Below are 19,363 nucleotides of genomic sequence, written 5' to 3'. Positions count from 1 at the left end.
AACAATGAAAAAGAAAAATATATTTAAAACAGTAATTGTTTCCAGCGTGTTTTTCCTGGGATTGGGCATGAATAGCTGTATCGAACAAACATTTCCCGAAAGTTCTACGGCCACAGCCGATCAGGTAGCCAACTCGCCAGCCGGTATGCAGGCTATGATGAGTGCAATCGTCGGATATATCAACACGTATAATTCCTATGGTCAAGGTTATAACTTCGACTTCGGCTATAGTGCGTTCGGCATGACAAGAGAGACGATGTGCGAAGATTTCTTCGTCTATAATTCAAATTACGATTACTTCAGTTCATTCGGAAAATGTCTGGCATTGGCGGAAAACAGTACAGTAAACAGTCTGTATTACTACTACTACAAATTCCTCAATAACACCAACAACCTGATACGCCTGATCGACCCGGAAACGGCCACCGAAACCAACAGGCAGTATTTGGGGATCGCCAAAACATTCCGGGCTTTAATCTATATGGATATCTCCCGTTTCTTCGAGTATAAGAAAACAGGCATAGCCAAACTGGACAACGAAGCCGAAGCGAATAAGATATACGGCCTGACCGTTCCCATCATCTACGAGAATATAACGGAAAGCGAAGCCCGCGACAACCCCAGGGTCCCTTTCTACACCATGTATGAATATATCCTGAACGATCTCGACGATGCCGAAGAATACCTGAAAGACTACACCCGGCCTGCCAAGAATATGCCGGACCAGACAATCATCTACGGGTTGAAAGCACGCCTATGGCTGGAAATGGGTACGCGTTTCGAAAAATACCCGAATGATTTGTCAGCCCTCACCCAGAACGTCGACCTCGGTGTCAACTCTGCCAAAGATTGTTATGCAAAAGCTGCTGAATATGCCCGCAAAGTCATCTCAAACAGTGGAGCACAACCGTTATCGGAATCGGAATGGTTCGGAGGCAAAAACTATACGGCCGGATTCAATACCATCCAAACCGGCGCCTGGTTATGGGGTTCGATCATGAACCAGGAAAATATCCACAGCACATGGTTGAACTATGCCGGAAATATATGTACCGAACAGACATTCGGTGTAGGCAACTCCACCTACTGGGCTATCCGCACAATCAGCAAGGCCTTATACGATCAAATACCGGATACGGACTGGCGTAAAATTACCTGGATAGCCCCGGAAGATGCCGGAAAAGAACCGGGAAACAAATATCGTACCATATTATCCGATGTCAATTTCAAAAAGCTACCAGCTTACACGAACCTGAAATTCAAACCGAAAGAAGGCAACATGATCGATGCCAACATAGGAGCTACGATCGATTATCTGATGATGCGTGTCGAAGAGATGTACTTCATTGAGGCCGAAGCATTAGCTGCAAGCCAGGGAGTTGCAGCCGGCGTAAATGCCCTCAACAGTTTTATGACTACCTATCGCTATCCGGAATATAATTGCCAGGCGACTACATTGGATGATTTCCGTAAAGAACTCATACTGCAAAAACGGATTGAATTCTGGGGAGAAGGAATCATTTTCTGGGACTACAAACGTTTGGAATTACCTGTTAAAAGAGGATATCCCGGCACCAACGCACCGGTAGGCTACCGCATGAATTCTATTGAAGGGTATTGCGCCCCCTGGTTCAATATCTTCTTCAGTAAATTCGAGTCACTTAAAAACACAGCCATCGTTTTGAATCCGGACCCGTCGGCCGTTATTTCAGACTGGACCGAATAAAAGGGATGAAACGTTCTACTTTTGATTAACAGAAAAAATCGAACGCGGAAAACTCCTATCGTCCGCGTTCGATTCTTTTTTTAGTCTGCCCCTCTACGTTATCACCTCATCATCTTCACCAAACAACTCCCTACTGCACACAGCATCAGGGTATATCCGGCCGCGACGGTAAGCTGTTTCCGGAATCTTCCCCGGAATCGTTTCCGCACCCCGAGAGTGTCAACAGGGCCCCGATCGAGGCTAGGACGATTTCTGTACGGTCCGCCCACAAAGCCGTCATCCCCAGTATCACCAGGTAACACACGAGCCACCTCCGGCTGATTATCCGGCATAACCACTTTCTCTTTCTTCTCATCTTTCTCCTTCTTTTTCAGGTTCAACAAAAAGCCCAGCAGGGCTCTGATAAATTGCAGGATTTGTCTTAATTTATTCATTGTTTTAAATGTTTATGTTGTTATCAGAAGTGAACTATCTAATTATTGACTGGTTGTAACTGGCTCCCCTCTTGAGAGGGGGAAGGGGGTGTGTCATAGTTTCGCCCTATAACTAGCTTTAACACACCCCTTATCCCCTCTCGAGAGGGGAATTGGTTACTCCCGGCACTATAAACTGATAGCTCAATTATTTCTCTAATTGGCACATTGGCATATTATCCCATTAGCACATTATTTTGCCCTTCCCCGCATCCAATCATACATATCCTTTAATGTGATGATCTTCTCGGCTATGGCAATCAGGTTACGGCGGTATAACTCACGGTTATCTCCGTTCTGCTCGCTGATATAGGGGCTGTAGGCTATCTCTTTCGCATAGGCTTCGGGCTGGCGGCTGAAACTCCACGCACGGCGGTAACCGGTGCGGATCAGACGGGCAAAATCGAGGAATGAGAATTCCACACCGACATAATGACGGAAATAATGCACCCCGCCGGTCCCTTCCACCTTCGCCCGCTCGCCATGCCAATAGCCGTTGGATGCCCCGTACCCCATGATACCGAAATAGTTATGATGTTCCCTGGCCAAATGTGAAGTACCCCAACCGCTTTCGAGCGCACCCTGTGCCAGGATTACTACCGGGTTCATGTCATAGGTCCCACCCGCCTTCTCGGCTGCCGGCAGACATGTCTGCAAATACTGTATCTGTTTATCCATTTTATATGATATTAGTTATTGTTTTATTTGAATATGTACGTAATAATTCGTATCTTTATTGATATATAAACCTTCAAATACATGTCGTATGGAAAATTCATTCAATCAGAACAGAGTATGGGGATGGGGCGAGCTTGCCCTGCAATACTTTCCCAATATTTCACAGAAAAGTGCCACGATGCAATTGTTGAAATGGGTCCGCGTAAGCAGGACACTCGTCGACCAACTGGAAGAATCAGGCTGGCATCCGGGAAAGAAATACCTCACTCCCCGACAAAAGGACTATATCGTCCAGCACCTGGGTGAGCCGTAAAAATGGCTCTCTGCCAGGTTGCCGGGCTATCCCCCTATTCGATCTCCGGACGGTCGCTTCCTCCGCCTCCTTCTCCCCCGCTTCCTTCTTCTTTGTCCGACGGATCGGGAATCTTTTCAAAAGAATAATTGCTGATCGCATCGCGCAGCATCTTGCCGGGACGGAACACAATCCGTTTGCTTTTGATCAGCGCCTGGTTGAACTCTTTTTTCGTCGTCGTACCGGTACTGCCGAACTGCAACTGGAAATTCCCCAGTTCGCCCACCTGTACCACCTCCCCTTTACCCAGGCTGCGTTTCATCACCTCGATCAACGAATCGAGTATCAACCGCACGTCACCCGGTGAAGCGGTGGACGACAGCGAGATCAGATCGCATAACTCATACATACCACACGTCCCTGCCGCTTTCGCGTTCGCATAAAACAACTTGCTGCCTTCCGCAGCCCCTTTGCGCATGTCTTTACGCAATACCAATGTGTACTTTGCTGGCATAATCATACTTTTTAAAGTTAAACATCTTGTTTATTAATCACATAACAAAGATACAACCGGCATCATCCGGCCAACGGAAAGGGACGGAAGGAGGGGGACAGAGTGGAAAGAAAAGGAAAGTTACTGCTTACCCGTATAACCGGAAGGCAACCATTCATCTAAAGAACTATAAATGAATGAACTTTCTGTGGCAATATTTGTATATATAATAATTTAAAGGTAATTTTGCCACAGAATAAAAGAAGAAGATTCATGAAAACGACGAATCAGATCATTGGAGAAAACCTAAAGAAAATCAGAGAATTATCCGGATTCACACAAGATCAGGCAGCCAAATTTATTGGTGTTGAACGCTCTGCTTATAGTAACTATGAAGGAGGTACAAGAGAAGTCCCATATCATATCCTCGAAAATATTTCAAACCTATTCGGTTGTGAGCCTATTCTACTGTTTGAAGATAATATTCAGGCGGAGAATGAAATAATGGCTACAGCTTTCAGAATTTCAGATTTGGAAGACAATGATTTGAAAGCAATAGCAGCATTCAAAGATATTGTAAAGTCTTACCTCAAAATGGAACGTATAGCACAAAATGAAACCGAATAAATTTATCATAGAAAAGCAGGTTTCAGAGTTTCGGACGGACAACGGACTCAGTTCATCCGAACCCATAACCTTAAGAAGCTTACTTCTGAAACTAAACATACTTACGATTTTCAGACCTTTATCCGAAAACTTTTCAGGCATGTGCCTGAAAGATAGTTCAGCGCATCGTTTCATGCTCATTAACTCCAACCAGCCACAAGGCAGACAACACTTTACGATTGCACATGAATTATACCATCTTTATATAGAAGATAAACCGACCCCACACAAATGCAATCCCGGATATGGCAGTAAGAACCTGACAGAACAATGTGCCGACATGTTCGCTTCTTCCTTATTGATGCCGGAAGCAGGTATATGCCAGTTGATACCTGAAACGGAGTTGAAGACTAAAAACATTTCGATCGCTACGGTGTTAAAACTCGAACATTATTTTTCAGTTTCCCGACAGGCTTTATTATACAGATTATTGAACATCGGACTTATAGCGGAAAGCACACGCTCCAAATTAGCGGAAGCAGGAGTAAAATATTCAGCCAGATGTTTCGGATATGATACAGCTCTATACGAACCGGCAAACGAAGGATTAGTCATTGGTGATTTCGGAGAAAAGGCCCGCCATCTATTTGAACAAGAGAAAATTTCGGAAAGTCACTATATAGAGTTACTCCATAAAATAAATATCAATGGGACAGAAGAAAACGAAGATAGTACTCGACGCTGATGTGATTATTCATTTTATGGAGGCAGATTGCTTTTCGCTATTACCTGACATATTTCCGGAATATGAATATCTGATATTGGATGTAGTCTATAGTGAGGTCTCTAAAAACTCCAGAACCAGAGATTTTATAGACAATTACCTTCGATTCTTCCCTACATTGAGAAAAGAAGTTTTTGCTCCCCAAGGGGATTCCAGGAAAGAGTTCTTTTCACTACAACGCACATTAGGAAAAGGTGAAAGTGCATGTATGATTTATTGCAGAGATAATCAAGATGTTTTAGGGAGCAGCAATTTAAGAGATATAAAAGAATATTGCTCCAAAAATAATATTACCTATCTGACCACACTCGATTTTTTATATTATGCTTATTGCAGGAAGAAAATGACAAAAGAGGAATGTTCCGGATTTATGCAAGCTGTAAATAAAGCAGGAAGTAAACTTCCGATCATTGACATTACGCAGTATGCATGTACTGTACAAATCTGATTTTCGCCCTATAGGGAACCTTCTTCTCCCCTATATCCTACCCTTTGTTCCCCTATACCCTGTTGCACGGTAGACTACAGGGTAAAAGACTGAATGTCAGAGGGAAACAAAAGTTAAGGACAGAAAAGGACAAAAAGGACACCGCCACATTTTCAGAAAACACTCATCCGATCAGGCGGCAGGGGAAGTGTTTTTACGGTAGAGGCCGTGAGACAGACGGGTGATGAAGACCGGCTCCAAACGGGAAAGGTGGCGTCTGACGGAACGGTCGTTTATACCGGCTGCCTGGCTGAGCGCATACAAGTCGGACACGGTGAACTGATCGTCCAGCCGGTCGAATATTTTACGGAAATAATCCGGGCAGGTAAGCTCGGGGATATCTGCCGGGGCGGTAAGCTGCGTCATCAGCAAGCGGCTGTGTTCGAGGCAGACATCGACTATGGAAAGGGCCGCCCGGAAATGAACATCGTCACAGAAACGCTCGTCCACCCCGTAATCGAGCGAAGCGACATCGAGAGCGGTAAAGATCATGCAGAGACGGAAAGTCATCAGTCCGTGACGCTTCACGGCACCCAGGAAGTCTTCTTCCCCAAACAGGTCGGTTTCACGCAATAGCTGCGCAAAGTGACGGTTCAGTTCATCCCACTGCCGGAGAGTAAGGCGCACCTGCAAACGTCGTTTACGCAGCAACAGGGCTATATCACGCACACGTTCGGAGAGACTGTCGATCCAGACCTCAAAACCTTCCGCTCCATTCTGAGGCGAAACATCCTGCCAGACCGCCTTGCTGCGGCAGGTATACAGCAGCAGACGGCTTGCCAGCCCGTTCTCCGCACTCGGCACCAGGCGGGGAAATTGTCCGGGTGTACCCGCCAGCAAAAGAGCCAGACGCGGCTGGGGAACGCGGATCATCTCATTATCCACCTTACGGGAGGAGGCGACAGGTTCATGCTGGAAAGCCTTACGCAACAGATCGTCGAACTGCCCATAGTCCTGACGGCTGGCTGAGATCAGAGTATCGATCTCACTGTCGACCATCAGTCCGCCGACCTCGCCATTCTCAGCCAGGTGAACCAACAACTTGGCTTTCGTTATCTGGGTAGGGATGAAAAAATAGCAGGTAGAGGCTTTTACAGGGGCATCGGTCACTTTTACCGCCTGTTTCTTCTGATGGGCAGCCGCTTTCTTCAGTTCCCATTCTTCTAACGCCTGAAGATACTCGTCCTCCTTACGCTTCGTCTCGATCTCGATCAGTGAGGCATAGCTGTCAGCCAGGCGGCGCATGTCATTGATACACCCTTTGCCGTTGGCCGCCGGAGCCACTTCGACCGTGAAAAGATGGGGATAGACACGTTTTCGGTTATAGATACCCCATACTCCCGGGAGGCAGGCACTCAATACGGTACAGGCTGCCAGGAAAGCCATATCATGCTCGCGGCGGTCGGTGTAGAAACGAAGTGCATCGCCCAGCAAAAGGGGAAGACCGGTGGTTATATTTTCCGGTAGAAAAGGGGTTTGTTCGCGAAGCTCCTCACCCGAAAATGTGGCGGTGTCCTTTTTGTCCTTTTCTGTCCTTTTGCTTGGAGGACGGGTAGCCGACTCATCAGTATGTCCCTGATAGGCAGAAGATAAAGCCTGACGGATCTCTTCTTCAGGGAAGTCGTCACCGTGCAACAGGGGTATGCAAAAAGAGACCGTTTCATTGCGGTCAAAGCCTCTCCGGTTAGCTTCGCAACCCAGTCGGTAGACAGTCTGGTTGCGGCTGCCTTCGACGGCAGGATGGGCACGCAGCCAGTCGTGTACAAACACCTGGCCCTGCACAACAGAGGCAGGGGAGAATACCTGAGCTTTCGGATTATAGTAAGCCTCCGGATCATCGCTCACGTAGCAGCAACGACTGATGTCCTTACAGGCACGGTCGCAGAAAACGCCTGAGAGGTGCTCATAATGGGCGGCTACCGCTGCAAATGCAGCGGCATGCTCTTCGCGGGCGGTATCGACACGGACAAAGACTTTCAGCCCCTCACCTCCGGGACTGATAAATAAGGCCAGCGTAAAAGGCTGCCGGAGGAATAGAGCGATCAATGCAGCCAGGTCGGCCACATGATCGAAATCCAGTCCCACCACCTGGCTATAGGCTTCCAGCTGGTTGGCACGATGCCCTCCTTTGAACAGGCCGGAGGGAGTAAAGCCCGGAAGCTGTGCTTTCAGGGAGCGGGCAGCTTCTTTGTCACCGGAAGCCAGGGCAGTGCGGTAAGCGGTTATTTCATGTATCCAGCGTCGGGTACGGATCAGGATAATGATTTCTTCCAGGGTAAAGGACTGTGATGTCGACAGGTAAAGTTTCACGAAATAAGAGACTGAAGGTGTTGCGTTCATACTATTTAAATTTAGGCTGTTCAGCCGGTTAATATGGACGCAATATAGGCATTCCTTTCTTACACAAAAAGCAGTTAAAAAGACCGGTCATAGTCTTCACCAACGCAGTCTCAAGGCTTCTGGTGCGACTGAGCCACGAAAGCGAGCACTATAAACCGGTCAATTTTAAGGGGAATCGGGAGAAAATTTATTTCCCGTTTTCCTTTTCATCCTCCGACATATAGTAATATCTCAGGAAGGTTCCACGAGATACCTCAAATTCAAATATGTCGAAGAGCAGAGCGAGCAGCTTACCGTCATTGATTTCACCGAAATGTTCTTTCAACCGGTTATTCAATTCTCCCATATAGAAGGCCAGCAGCATATGTTCCTTTGCCGGAATATGCAGACGGTCTTCAGGAAAAAGAACGACTGCTCCCAGCAGCCCCTGCAGCCTCCGTTTGCAGGCTTTCAGTTTCCGTTCGTTACTACGCGACAGACAGCCGCTTTCTTCTCTCATCCCGTGCAGACGCTTTATCTCGTCGCACAGCGCATCCAAAGAGAGGATGACTTGTTGTTTTTTTTCATCTTTTTATTCTTTATAATTGTCCTGTGATGACACAGGGTTTTGTTAGTAGCAATAATATGCCAATGAGACAATGTGCTAACGAAGATAGCAAGAGGTTCAATTATTATCAGCTACAACCAGTTGCTAAACAGATAGTTCACTTTTTCTATATTGCCACATTGGCCCATTATTTTCTATATTGCCACATTATTTCTAACGACGAAACCCCGGAGAACGTATTCCCCGGGGTTTGTTTTTGTCTGTCTTCGCTCTTCACAGAGATCGAACAGAAGAACTTTATTTCATTACTTTAGTATTAATATCGACCGCTTATTCGCCTGTCGCAGGTTAATTAGTAGAGACAGACGTATCAATCCGTCTCTACCACGCAGTCAAAATCTATTGATTATAAAAATTCCTTATTTTACAATTGCTTTGACAGCAACTTCGCCTTCTACAGCTACAAATACTACACCTGCAGGAACAGAGATAGTAGCTTCGCTTGAAGTGATTACCGTGCTAGCTACAGCCTGTCCAAGAACATTACTAATAGTCACTTTCTTGCCTTCGGCCCCCTTGATGATTACAGCACCTGTAGTTGCGAATACCTTAACTGCAGATACAGATACTTCATCCGTTGATGTAGCATAATCTTCCGTTACAGTCATATTGAAAATCTGACCCTGGTTCAAACCTTCGCTAATATCTGTTGCACCCAGATCGTCATGATCACCATTTGTCGTTGTGATTCTGGCTAATACAGGAACATTGTTATCCAGTTTCACCCATGCACCTTTATAACCTCCTATCGAAGCATCACCTGCTACTCCATCTTTTTTATCGAAAGATTCCAACAAGAAGTCGTTATGGCCGCGACCTGTACCTTCACCAATAGACGGATCGGTAATTTCATCTTCTGTATAGCGCAATGCCCATACATAGTTACGATGAGTACCGTTCAGGTATTTCACGTCAATCTGTTTAGCGTTGATAGCATCATTCAACTTTTTAGGATTGATGAAGCCTTTTGTATCACGGATATCAGCCAAAGTTGTACCACGCAATACGTATACAAGTTCCTGATCTGTCAAAGAAGCCAAATTGCTCTTCAACTGTGCGAAATCTGCTTTCGGGAAGTACTTCTCTGCACCATCCTTGAAAGCTTTCTTATCAGCCGTCAGTAATTCATCAGCAGTAATAACCATATGGACACCTTCTACGAAGCCCAGACGGGTACGGTTGTTATATTTATAACGGCTTGCTTCATCCAGCTTGTTCAGGCCCGTATAAAGGGCAACAGAGTCATTGAAGTTAACCAACATACGGCCGGAAACATAACCATTATAATATACATAGTGTTCCATGTCTTCTGCATCTGCAGCATCCTGCTTGTCGAAATAACCGTGACCCGGTGCTTCCAGATAATCTTCGCAATAGAAACCGTCTGCAATAGTATCGTTTGCTACCCATAACATGTACTGAGGCATTGCAACCGGAGCAAGCGGTGAAGTAACTACAGAATCAACATAAATAGAAGTATTCCATTCCTTACCCGGCTTGATACCTTCAGAAGTTACACCGGCATAGTTGATGCCTTCTTTTGCATTCGTAATATCGGCATACTGATTTTTGGACATTTCAAACAACGCCTGTTTTACTCCGCCGATACCATCATTCACTACGATATTGATATTACCGTTTACTTCGCGGTCTTCAGCAACCGGTTTATACAACGGACGAATATTGCGAACCAACTGGAAGGCTGACCAGTCATAATTCGGTTCGTTATCCATTGCATACGGATACAGTTTGTCAGGATCATTTACCATTTCCAGAATCTGCCATCCGTTATTGATGAATTTACGATCTGCCGCATCATTATATAAAGCATGTGCTACAGGAGCATTTTCATCGAATACATGCAAATGAGACAATGTTTTGCTTACATCGGCATCCAGGTCATTCTTAACATTGAATATATCATTATTCAAGTTAATAGCATTGGCTGCATCCTTTCCGCTAACCTTGTCGTAAGAACGAACATCCACTAATACGTAGCAAGTATCAGTCTTATCGTTAGTCAGCTCGTCTGCTTTCAGATAGAACTCAGCGATCTTCACATCCTGACCGTTAATGTCTTTCAATTCGCGAACAGCATAACGCTGGTTGTTCTTCGCATCTTTCAATACCACAACATATTTGCGGTTGTTGTCGATAACATTGTTGTCACGAACCTTCAGGGCATAAACTGTTCTGTTCAACGGTTCCAACCCTTTAATATCGCTGTAACCGTATGGAACGTGTGATTTAATCGTTTCAATTTCGAACAAGTTCTTCTGGTTAATGAAGTCGGCATTATCCGGATTCGTTACAGCCAGATAACCGCTAGCATTCGAATACAAATATTTATCGGTATTTGTAGTCAGGTCATCACTATGCTTATCATTGTATTTCAGATAATACGGCTGATTAGCAGATTCTGCCAGACTGTGGAAATCCACATGTTTGTAACCATGATATTCGCTTTCATAAGCTTCGGCATACTTTTCAGGATCGACTTTCGAGATCAATAACGTATCCGAGCAAGTCAGCGTATTCATCGTGAATGTACCGTTTGCACGAGCCACATTATAATAATCGCGGTGGTTGATGATGTAGTTATATTTCACGCCATCGATAGTTGTCTGATACAACTGGCCTTCAAATACGGGAACTTCTTCGCCTTCCGCATAAGAACCCTTACCATATTCACGGTTGAAAATCTGTACTTCCGGAGTTCCATTCTTATTGATATCACTCTTGTTCAGGCAAGGTTTCTGTTTGATAACCCACTGAGCAGACGGCATGATACCGAAATCCTGGTTTTCATTCGGAGTTGCATACATCAGACGACCTACATGGTTATAAACCAAATAAGCATTATTAATACGGCTACCGTTACCTGCCAATGGCTTATCTGTCTTCAACTGTATAAAATACAGGGCATCTTCGTAAGAGTCACGGATAAGCGGAGTGTATTTTGAATCAAATGTCAGACGAAGCCACTGAGTAGCAGTGAGTGTCGCGGCATAAAGAGAATTGTAATCTACAGTTGTTGCATCAACATTAGCTCCCTGAGGAGATTCATGTGCAATATCTACATTCTTTACATCTTTTGCTTTAGCTCCAGTATACATGTCCACATAAGAAGCTCCGTTTGTCACATAAGCCGGGTTGTTACCGGCAACCATCCAAACAGTGTTAGCTTGTGTGGCTCCTGATAAATAAAGCTTTTCATTCTGTTCATCATCTGCATAGAAATACTTTTGAGGATAAGCAATTGTTGTTGCATCGAATTTCGGGGCAGCAGCATACTTCTTGTCTACATAAGTATTCAATCCATTCGGAGAACCTACAGTCAGATAACCTTTTACGTCACCGGCAGCCGGTCCCAGGTTTTGCAGATACAATGCAACCGGAACACCGGCAGCTTTGTTATAAGCATTAGACTCACCTGAATTCGAACTGAAGGCTTTAGCCTCATTTACAGTATTCAAATATTGGGCTACTGTAAGAGGTATCTGATCTCCTTCATAATTATGACGTGAAGCATTCAATGGTTCCAATACAAGGCTATCATTTGTAGCATAGTAAGTTGCTTTCCAATGATAACGTGCTTCATCAGAAGTCATTTCACGATTGCCTTTATATGTATAAGGTGCCCCCGCAACTTTCAGAGCATTATAGTTACCGCCTTCTTCCGTTTCATACAATTCATCCCAAACTTTCAAATATTTAGACTTATCATCATTACTTTGGAATAAAAGGTTATAGCCGGCATAGGCATTAGCATTATTATTAAAGTCAGCAGCTACTGTAGTAGAAGCGATTGTTTGAACCTTCGGATTGAAGTTTCTGCGATCCAACACACCGAAGTCACTGGTTTTAGCGATCCAGGCTACATCAAACGGATTGTTGTAAACAGTAATAGGTTGACCTGTCTTCGGGCTCAACAATGTGAACTTAGCAAAGTCACGTGTAACATTATCACGGTTATAGCCAGGATACTTAGCATTATTATTGGCTGCAAAATCCAAGCTGGTTCCGTCAGCATCGATCATTGAATTCACTTCATCAGCATTCAATACCTTTGCACCGGCTACTACCGGACGGATATGAACCAAAGCCAGGTCCTTATTGTCATCAAGATCATATAAATCGGCATCAGCAAATGCTTTAGCAGATGCTTTTACTGTTTTTACATAATAATGATCGGCATCGTAACGAACGTTTGCTTCCGGTCCTACTTTTACCATAGCCAATGCCATGATTGAATCCTGAGATGCGGTCTGATTATCTGCATGGAAATAAGTATACAGCAACTTAGAATCAAAGTTATGATTAGTCTGTTCCTGAGTTGTATACCAGGCCCAGTTGGTAGCACAACCTCTGATCACAGAAGGTATACCTGTTTTCAATGTTCTTACGATTGGCTCTGCAGCTTGAGCCGCAGCATCTGTGATAGCCTCCATATTTGCCAAATCCCCAGCCGTAAGAAGTTTCGCATCCTCATGATTGAATGTCAACGTATAACCGGTTTCTTTATTAGTAAAAGTATAAATACTTCCGTTTACTTCCTGACCAACACGTTGAATCTTCCATAAAGAATGAGAGAGCACAGCATCCTGAATCGGCTTAACAGCCAGATACAATCTGCCGGTTGAATAATCACGTTCCTGAGTCAACACATAAGTAGCTCCGTTAGCTTTAGCATCATCAGCCATATTAACCGCCAACTGATACCATTTGCCCGCTTCTATGTTTTTCACCCCGAAGAACCCCTGGTCCAAAGATGCACTTTTCACAAACTGAGAACGGTAAGTGACCTCTCCATTCTCCAGATGTGCATTCTGTGCCAGAATCGGAAATGAACCGGCCAGCAAAATACCGGCCACAAGTGTAGAAAACTTTTTGTTCATAATCTTTTGTTTAATATTAATAATAGTGTTACTTAAAAGCCTTTTAATCACAGAACAGGAACGTTACTCAGAAGCGAATGACTAGAAAAAACGTTCCTTTTTTCTCGCCATTATTTTCGGCATATTTTGACTTTGTGCAAGAAATAAGCAATTTTATACTTACTTTGCTATCCAATTGATAAGAAAGCACATAGGTTTAGGAAAAAATATTGAGGAATGTATTGCCCATTCAAAAGTTATATTTAATTTTGCTGGCGAGAAAAAAGGAACCTTTCTTTTAGTCATTACTATACATTCGTAATTACACTATAAAACAATATATTATCTACCATTTTACACCATAATTATATGTATGGATTTAAACACGCGTACATATATTAATATGCTGATACACAGCATACCTCTTTGTAGGAATTTGGCATGCAAATGTTAAAAGGGTTATTTCAGAGCATTTCAGGCACAAAAAAGGCCATCGTTAAAAACGATAGCCCTGACTCATTGATCCTATAAAAAGGACTCACAAACTATTAATCTCTTCTTCGGAAAGGCCCGAAGCTGTTGAAATAGCTTTAACATCTATCCCTTGTCTTTTCAAGTTTGCAGCCATAAGACGCATCCCTTCGAGCAACCCCTCGGCACGACCTTCCACACGACCTTCCGCCAAACCTTCAACCTTGCCTTCTGCATGTCCTTCATCTTTAGCATAATCAACAATATTCTTGCAGTCACGATACACCTTTAGCGCCTCATCATATTCCAGGCGCTCCTCTTTGGTGAGATTTCCTATACCGGCAATCTGTTCCAGTTTCTCGAATAGTTGTTTTTGTGCCTTAAAAGGCATACGCTCTAGCTTGTCCATATTCTTTAATATATATAACCACATTTCAAAAGGGGTTTCACACTCATCCTCCTCTTTCGTAAAGAAGGGCATCTCCAGGTAGACCTGACGGATCTTATCACTAAACAGCTTTCCTGTCTCCCTATCTGCCAGGATTATATCCGTTCGCAGTTTATCGGTTCGTCCGGACTTGAAGTTCAACAGAAATACTCCGTATACCGGACAGATACCGAATTTCCATTCCGGACCTCTTTCTCCCTGTTCACACACTGCTCTACAAAGATAGTATAATCCGCGTTCATGGAAATAACATTGGGAAGCATTTTGGACCTCTACGATAAATACGGCACCATCAGCATCCTTACATTTCAGATCAAATATGGCACCACGCCCTTCTATCGTCTCGGAAGGCAATTCCACATTCAGGAAAGTAAGATCGACAATACTGTGCTCTCCATCGAACAGATCATTCAAGAAATCTACCAGCAAATCTTTACTGATTTCACGGCCAAACAGGATTTTAAAACCCCTATCGACCCAGGGATTGATAAACTTTCCCATAGTTATTTACGATTTTAGTTGTTAATAATACTAGTGCTACAAGGATTTTCATATCCTTGCGGCAAATATAAAGTATTCACCTGGTATAAAAAAACTTTTATACAGATTATATTGTCCTTTTAATAAAATGCTAGCCCTTCCATAGAAAAGCCCTGTATCCGGGAGTTTCTTTACTACCGAATACAGGGCTGATTATTTATGCAAATTGTATTTTACAACTTATGTATCACCTTCATCAACTGTTCGCCCAGGCCGATGGTGTATCCCTGGGATACGAATACGACACGGTTGAAGGTATCGGCGATGATGAAGATCGGAAGCTGGCTGGCATTCTGTAACTTCATGGCCGATGCGATCTCTTTCTGGATATGACCATCGGCATCGATACCGTATGTGATTGTGCCCGGCAGGTCGCCGAACTCTTTCGGATCGAAGTTTTTGTAACCTTTTTCATCCGGGAACAACAGTACCATGCTACGGCCCCATTCTTCCAGATCCTTCTTCACGGCTGCGATATCGCGCATAGCGTGGTTGGTCGGTTCCTGACGGGCGCCCAGGATGGCTACAACGAAATAACCACGGCCGGTTGTTGCCAGTACGCTGGTTTCTTCACCGTTATCGGCACGTTTGAACTTGTTTTCCGAATTGAAGTTACCGATTACCTGTACCTCGTCGGTGTTCTCACGCATTTCCAGCTTAGTATCTGTTGTCTTGTCCGGTTCTACGTTGAAGAAAGATACTTCGGCCAGGACGCTACCGTTTGCCATACGGGTTCCGGTTACCATCATATAGTTACCTTCGTCCATCGACAACGGTTTCTTCAACATACTGCTCCAGGTATCGCCAACGCCCATATCTACATTGCCGGATCGTTCGAAGTTCAATGTCTGCAACTTCGCATCCGGAAGAATCTTGGCAATCGTAAAGTGGCTGTAATATTTCGGATCCTGCAAAGCCTTGATCGGACTGTAGGAAGCGACCACCTTACCTTGTTTGGCTGTAGTCTGAACGGCTGCTTCGAAGTCAACGTCCATCCAGTTGCCATCCTTCATATACTGTACCTTACGGGCTACCGGTTCGATACGTGCCGGGATACCCAGGCTACGGGCAACTGCGACAAAGAAGATATTACGTGAACCCTTATCGGCAATGCGGGCCTTGAACACACCCATCGGCATAACCGGAATACGCTGCGGATTCAATGCATCATTGATTGTGATATTCTTTTTCACCCACTCAACCAGAGCCTGCGGGTCCTCTTTTGCCTGTTTCGCCAGTGCAGCATCTACATTTGCCTGGAAATAGCTGCGATACGGAGTAAGGAATTCGTTAGCTACGCGCGGGTTCAATATATAATTATTGAACTGTTCGCTCTTTACTTCTTCCGTATTATTCAGGTGATCTGCCAGAACGGAAGCCGGCGTATCACGGAGGTCTTTAGCCGAAATCACATCCAGTAACGCCATAGCAACCGGACGTTTATCAGCCGGAGTTTCACGCAGGAACTTTTCGATTTCCATCCAGTTACCGCGGCTACCGATCAGAAAGTCGGAAGTCTTCAGCGGGTCGATACCGAGTTCTTTAGCCAATGCTTCGGCTTTTTCTTCGGTATAGAAAGTTGCTACATATTTGTTACGAATAGCATCTTCTTCCAACAGGCGTTTGGCGTTGGCCTCTTTCTGTTCCGGAGTTACTTCGGCAGGGATAGAGCCTTCTACCGGAGGAATAATGTCAAGAGTAACTGCTCCGAGTGCATCCCCCGGTTTCTTATCCAGCTTGATCGTCGCGTCACCTTTTCCAAAAGATACTTTATCGAAACCGAATTTACCGTCTTTGGTTGCCCATACGAACATATCACCTTTACCGGCGGTCAGGAAAGTCTTTCCTTCGGCATCGGTTTTCTTATTGGCTACGGTATAGAATTCTGCATAGTTGTAGATTTTAAATTCCACGTTTGCATCGGGGACAGGGTTACCGTCGGTATCGACTACGGTCACGATGGCTTTGCCTGTCGGTGCGTAGTTGTCGATCACATTGATTTCTGTGTAACCGTCTGTTTCAAGCATCACTTCTTCCGGACCGTTATATTTGCCGAATACCTTCGTATGCATCAGCATGCCCCGGTAAGCCGGACCGTTAAACCATCCCAGATTCAGGACCGGTTCCGGTTCGCAGGCACCCAGGAAATACCATTTGCCGTTCACCCAGGCTTCTACCCAGGCATGATTGTCGTCGGTATGTGCCCAACGCGGGGTATATACCTGGCGTGCAGGGATACCTACCGAACGAAGCGCAGCCACCGTAAAGGTAGACTCCTCACCGCAACGGCCGTAAGCTGTCTTTACAGAAGCCAACGGGGAGCTGGTACGGGCATCGGAAGGCGTATAAATTACCTTTTCATGACACCAGTGGTTTACTTCCAGCACGGCATCGTATAAGGACATGCCTTTCACACGGTCTTTCAGTTCGTCGAAGAAGACCATACGGCTTTCGTCCAGGTTCTCATTGTTTACACGGATAGGAAGAACAAAATGACGGAAGATGTCTTCAGGGATACTGTCACCCCACGGCATTTCCTGCTTTGCCTGGAAAGAACTGCGGATATTATCCAGGTAAAGTTTTCCATCATAGTCGGTAATGTCGCCGATCGGCATATAGGCGTACAGGAATGTAAGCGCCTCTTTTTCTTCCGGCGTCATTTGTTGATTGAAAACTGCAAACAGATCTCCGTCAGGCAGGGCTGCCTGTTTGGCCTGGAAATCTTTCTCTACTTCGGCTCTGAATGCATTGTCAGAGATGAAGTGCTTCTCTTTGTTACACGCCGTCCCTATCAGGAGAGCGAACAATAATACGAATAAATGTGTTTTATGCATAGTGTTTATTTTACGCCGGCAAATATACGTAATATATTCATTAATCAGTATATAAGCTTGTTTTTTCGGCATTCAAACCATTGTAGTTTCAGTTTTTTTTCGTTATTTTGAAAGATAATTTAGAGTAAACCGTTTCCGCTTATGTTCCACGACTTAGACATTTTACATAATGCGGAGGGAATCTTGTTGATTGCTTCCGTCATTCTTTTTTTCAGTATTTTCGCCGGTAAGGCAGGTTATCGTTTCGGACTCCCCGCCTTGTTATTATTCCTGGGAGTCGGTATGTTGTTCGGCAGTGACGGACTGGGTATCCAGTTCAGTAATCCCAATGCGGCACAGTTTATCGGTATGCTGGCTTTGAGTATCATCCTGTTCTCGGGTGGTATGGACACGAAGATATCAGAAGTAAAACCGATTGCTCCACAAGGGGTTATACTTGCGACGATCGGGGTATTGGCTACCACCTTTATAACGGGTGGTTTCATCTATTACTTGTCCAAACTGGTCACCGGCTACGAGACGCTGACACTTCCGGAGTCGCTGTTGATGGCGGCCGTCATGTCGTCAACCGATTCGGCTTCCGTATTCTCTATCCTGCGAAGCAAAGGGGTGTACCTGAAAGAACGGCTTCGTCCGACATTGGAGTTGGAAAGTGGTAGTAACGACCCGATGGCGTATATGCTGACTTTGTTACTGATCGCTTATATCCAGACGGCAGGGATGAACCTGGCTGATGCTGCCTTATCGCTGGTTATCCAGTTATCGGTGGGTGCTATTGCCGGTTTCCTGTTAGGAAAGATAGCTGTATTTATCATTAACAAGATAGATATCGACAACGAATCGTTGTATCCGATCCTGCTGTTGGCTACTGCATTCTTTACTTTTGCTGCCACTACACTATGTAAAGGAAACGGCTACCTGGCCGTATATATAGCCGGCTTGGTGGTAGGAAATGCCAAGATTGTACATAAAAAGAGTATCGGTACGTTCTTCGACGGTTTTGCCTGGTTATGGCAGATCGTGATGTTCCTTACGCTCGGATTGCTTGTCAACCCGCACGAACTGCTGCCGGTGGCCCCCATCGGGTTAACGATCGGTATCTTCATGATTATCTTCGCCCGTCCGATCAGCGTGTTCCTTTGCCTGATTCCTTATAAAAACTTCTCCTTTAAAGGAAAGTTGTATATATCGTGGGTAGGTTTGCGCGGCGCCGTACCGATCATCTTCGCCACTTACCCGATGATTGCGGGAATAGAACACGCCGGACTGATATTCAATGTGGTATTCTTTATCACCATCCTTTCGTTGCTGATACAAGGCACTACCGTAACACAGGCTGCCAAATGGCTGGATATGATCGACGAACCGGAACGAAAAGATGTATTCGGTATCGAACTGCCGGAAGGCATCAAGAGCGCGATGAGTGAAATCGACATCACTCCGGAAGTGCTTACGCATGGGAATAAACTGATGGAGCTTACCCTGCCCGACCATACACTGGCGGTTATGGTGATGCGCGACGGACGTTATTTCATCCCTAAAGGGAATACAGTCCTTATGGAAAACGATAAGTTACTGATGATCTCCGATAACGACGAAGCGTTGCTCCAGGCTTATGAGGCACTGGGGATTACGGATTATACGCTGACAAAGAATTAATATTACTATAATCTGAATCTTGTTTCTCCCGAGGAAACCTTTGTTTCT

Annotated in this window: 14 protein-coding genes; 6 read left to right on the top strand and 8 right to left on the bottom strand. The window is 44.9% G+C overall.

Features of this window, described 5'->3' with window-relative positions; genetic code table 11:
* Positions 1-4 precede the first annotated feature (4 nt).
* Positions 5-1,726: a RagB/SusD family nutrient uptake outer membrane protein gene (locus HMPREF1535_RS09610; RefSeq protein ID WP_046145990.1), complete on the top strand. Its 1,722-nt coding sequence runs from the start codon at positions 5-7 to the stop codon at positions 1,724-1,726.
* A gap of 101 nt (positions 1,727-1,827) precedes the next feature.
* On the opposite strand, the gene HMPREF1535_RS09605 is transcribed toward HMPREF1535_RS09610, so the two are convergent.
* A complete protein-coding gene (locus HMPREF1535_RS09605) occupies positions 1,828-2,160 on the bottom strand; it encodes a hypothetical protein (protein WP_046145989.1) in 333 nt (110 codons plus the stop codon).
* A 231-nt stretch (positions 2,161-2,391) separates the two neighbouring features.
* The gene (locus HMPREF1535_RS09600; protein ID WP_046145988.1) at positions 2,392-2,877 is read right to left on the bottom strand and encodes a glucosaminidase domain-containing protein; all 486 of its coding nucleotides are present in this window, start codon (positions 2,875-2,877) and stop codon (positions 2,392-2,394) included.
* Between the two features lie 88 nt (positions 2,878-2,965).
* Here HMPREF1535_RS09600 and HMPREF1535_RS09595 point away from each other — a divergent pair, with 88 nt between their 5' ends.
* Positions 2,966-3,190 carry a DUF4248 domain-containing protein gene (locus HMPREF1535_RS09595; RefSeq protein ID WP_044245457.1) on the top strand — a complete coding sequence of 75 codons (225 nt, stop codon included), beginning with the start codon at positions 2,966-2,968 and terminating at the stop codon, positions 3,188-3,190.
* Positions 3,191-3,224: 34 nt separating this feature from the next.
* Here HMPREF1535_RS09595 and HMPREF1535_RS09590 read toward each other — a convergent pair whose 3' ends face one another.
* Positions 3,225-3,683: an HU family DNA-binding protein gene (locus tag HMPREF1535_RS09590; RefSeq protein WP_010800996.1), complete on the bottom strand. Its 459-nt coding sequence runs from the start codon at positions 3,681-3,683 to the stop codon at positions 3,225-3,227.
* Between the two features lie 252 nt (positions 3,684-3,935).
* Here HMPREF1535_RS09590 and HMPREF1535_RS09585 point away from each other — a divergent pair, with 252 nt between their 5' ends.
* Genes HMPREF1535_RS09585 through HMPREF1535_RS09575 form a run of 3 tightly spaced genes read left to right on the top strand, consistent with a single transcriptional unit; the run spans position 3,936 to position 5,500 of the window.
* Positions 3,936-4,289 (top strand): helix-turn-helix domain-containing protein, encoded by a 354-nt coding sequence (locus HMPREF1535_RS09585; RefSeq protein WP_010800997.1) that lies wholly within the window; start codon positions 3,936-3,938, stop codon positions 4,287-4,289.
* A complete protein-coding gene (locus tag HMPREF1535_RS09580) occupies positions 4,276-5,013 on the top strand; it encodes an ImmA/IrrE family metallo-endopeptidase (protein ID WP_046145987.1) in 738 nt (245 codons plus the stop codon). The genes HMPREF1535_RS09585 and HMPREF1535_RS09580 overlap by 14 nt, the downstream gene beginning before the upstream one ends.
* Positions 4,976-5,500 carry a hypothetical protein gene (locus HMPREF1535_RS09575; RefSeq protein ID WP_046145986.1) on the top strand — a complete coding sequence of 175 codons (525 nt, stop codon included), beginning with the start codon at positions 4,976-4,978 and terminating at the stop codon, positions 5,498-5,500. The genes HMPREF1535_RS09580 and HMPREF1535_RS09575 overlap by 38 nt, the downstream gene beginning before the upstream one ends.
* Positions 5,501-5,671: 171 nt before the next feature.
* Here the strand turns inward: HMPREF1535_RS09575 and HMPREF1535_RS09570 are convergent, their stop codons facing one another.
* The 5 genes from HMPREF1535_RS09570 to HMPREF1535_RS09550 all read right to left on the bottom strand — a co-directional run bounded on the left by HMPREF1535_RS09570 (position 5,672) and on the right by HMPREF1535_RS09550 (position 17,656).
* A complete protein-coding gene (locus HMPREF1535_RS09570) occupies positions 5,672-7,879 on the bottom strand; it encodes a DUF3987 domain-containing protein (RefSeq protein ID WP_046145985.1) in 2,208 nt (735 codons plus the stop codon).
* A 187-nt stretch (positions 7,880-8,066) separates the two neighbouring features.
* Entirely contained in the window at positions 8,067-8,378 is a 312-nt protein-coding gene (locus tag HMPREF1535_RS09565) for a hypothetical protein (RefSeq protein ID WP_148499106.1), read from the bottom strand.
* Positions 8,379-8,845: 467 nt separating this feature from the next.
* On the bottom strand, positions 8,846-13,384 hold the full coding sequence (locus tag HMPREF1535_RS09560) for a DUF6383 domain-containing protein (RefSeq protein WP_046145983.1): 4,539 nt from the start codon (positions 13,382-13,384) through the stop codon (positions 8,846-8,848).
* 517 nt (positions 13,385-13,901) lie between these two features.
* Entirely contained in the window at positions 13,902-14,783 is an 882-nt protein-coding gene (locus HMPREF1535_RS09555; RefSeq protein WP_046145982.1) for an Rpn family recombination-promoting nuclease/putative transposase, read from the bottom strand.
* Between the two features lie 212 nt (positions 14,784-14,995).
* On the bottom strand, positions 14,996-17,656 hold the full coding sequence (locus HMPREF1535_RS09550; protein WP_046146483.1) for a transglutaminase-like domain-containing protein: 2,661 nt from the start codon (positions 17,654-17,656) through the stop codon (positions 14,996-14,998).
* A 141-nt stretch (positions 17,657-17,797) separates the two neighbouring features.
* On the opposite strand from HMPREF1535_RS09550, the gene HMPREF1535_RS09545 reads away from it, so the two are divergent.
* Positions 17,798-19,315 carry a potassium/proton antiporter gene (locus HMPREF1535_RS09545; protein ID WP_009860174.1) on the top strand — a complete coding sequence of 506 codons (1,518 nt, stop codon included), beginning with the start codon at positions 17,798-17,800 and terminating at the stop codon, positions 19,313-19,315.
* Positions 19,316-19,363 lie beyond the last annotated feature (48 nt).

Origin of the sequence: Parabacteroides goldsteinii DSM 19448 = WAL 12034 (assembly GCF_000969835.1) — a bacterium.
In the GTDB taxonomy this organism is placed as follows: Bacteria; Bacteroidota; Bacteroidia; order Bacteroidales; family Tannerellaceae; genus Parabacteroides; species Parabacteroides goldsteinii.
The sequence above is the reverse complement of the archived record's forward strand: the minus strand, read 5'-3'. Positions and strand labels throughout refer to the sequence as shown.

Coding starts and splice junctions, on each gene's coding strand:
- HMPREF1535_RS09610 (WP_046145990.1), top strand. CDS start 5: ATGAAAAAGAAAAATATATTTAAAACAGTAATTGTTTCCAGCGTGTTT.
- HMPREF1535_RS09605 (WP_046145989.1), bottom strand. CDS start 2,160: ATGAATAAATTAAGACAAATCCTGCAATTTATCAGAGCCCTGCTGGGC.
- HMPREF1535_RS09600 (WP_046145988.1), bottom strand. CDS start 2,877: ATGGATAAACAGATACAGTATTTGCAGACATGTCTGCCGGCAGCCGAG.
- HMPREF1535_RS09595 (WP_044245457.1), top strand. CDS start 2,966: ATGGAAAATTCATTCAATCAGAACAGAGTATGGGGATGGGGCGAGCTT.
- HMPREF1535_RS09590 (WP_010800996.1), bottom strand. CDS start 3,683: ATGCCAGCAAAGTACACATTGGTATTGCGTAAAGACATGCGCAAAGGG.
- HMPREF1535_RS09585 (WP_010800997.1), top strand. CDS start 3,936: ATGAAAACGACGAATCAGATCATTGGAGAAAACCTAAAGAAAATCAGA.
- HMPREF1535_RS09580 (WP_046145987.1), top strand. CDS start 4,276: ATGAAACCGAATAAATTTATCATAGAAAAGCAGGTTTCAGAGTTTCGG.
- HMPREF1535_RS09575 (WP_046145986.1), top strand. CDS start 4,976: ATGGGACAGAAGAAAACGAAGATAGTACTCGACGCTGATGTGATTATT.
- HMPREF1535_RS09570 (WP_046145985.1), bottom strand. CDS start 7,879: ATGAACGCAACACCTTCAGTCTCTTATTTCGTGAAACTTTACCTGTCG.
- HMPREF1535_RS09565 (WP_148499106.1), bottom strand. CDS start 8,378: ATGAGAGAAGAAAGCGGCTGTCTGTCGCGTAGTAACGAACGGAAACTG.
- HMPREF1535_RS09560 (WP_046145983.1), bottom strand. CDS start 13,384: ATGAACAAAAAGTTTTCTACACTTGTGGCCGGTATTTTGCTGGCCGGT.
- HMPREF1535_RS09555 (WP_046145982.1), bottom strand. CDS start 14,783: ATGGGAAAGTTTATCAATCCCTGGGTCGATAGGGGTTTTAAAATCCTG.
- HMPREF1535_RS09550 (WP_046146483.1), bottom strand. CDS start 17,656: ATGCATAAAACACATTTATTCGTATTATTGTTCGCTCTCCTGATAGGG.
- HMPREF1535_RS09545 (WP_009860174.1), top strand. CDS start 17,798: ATGTTCCACGACTTAGACATTTTACATAATGCGGAGGGAATCTTGTTG.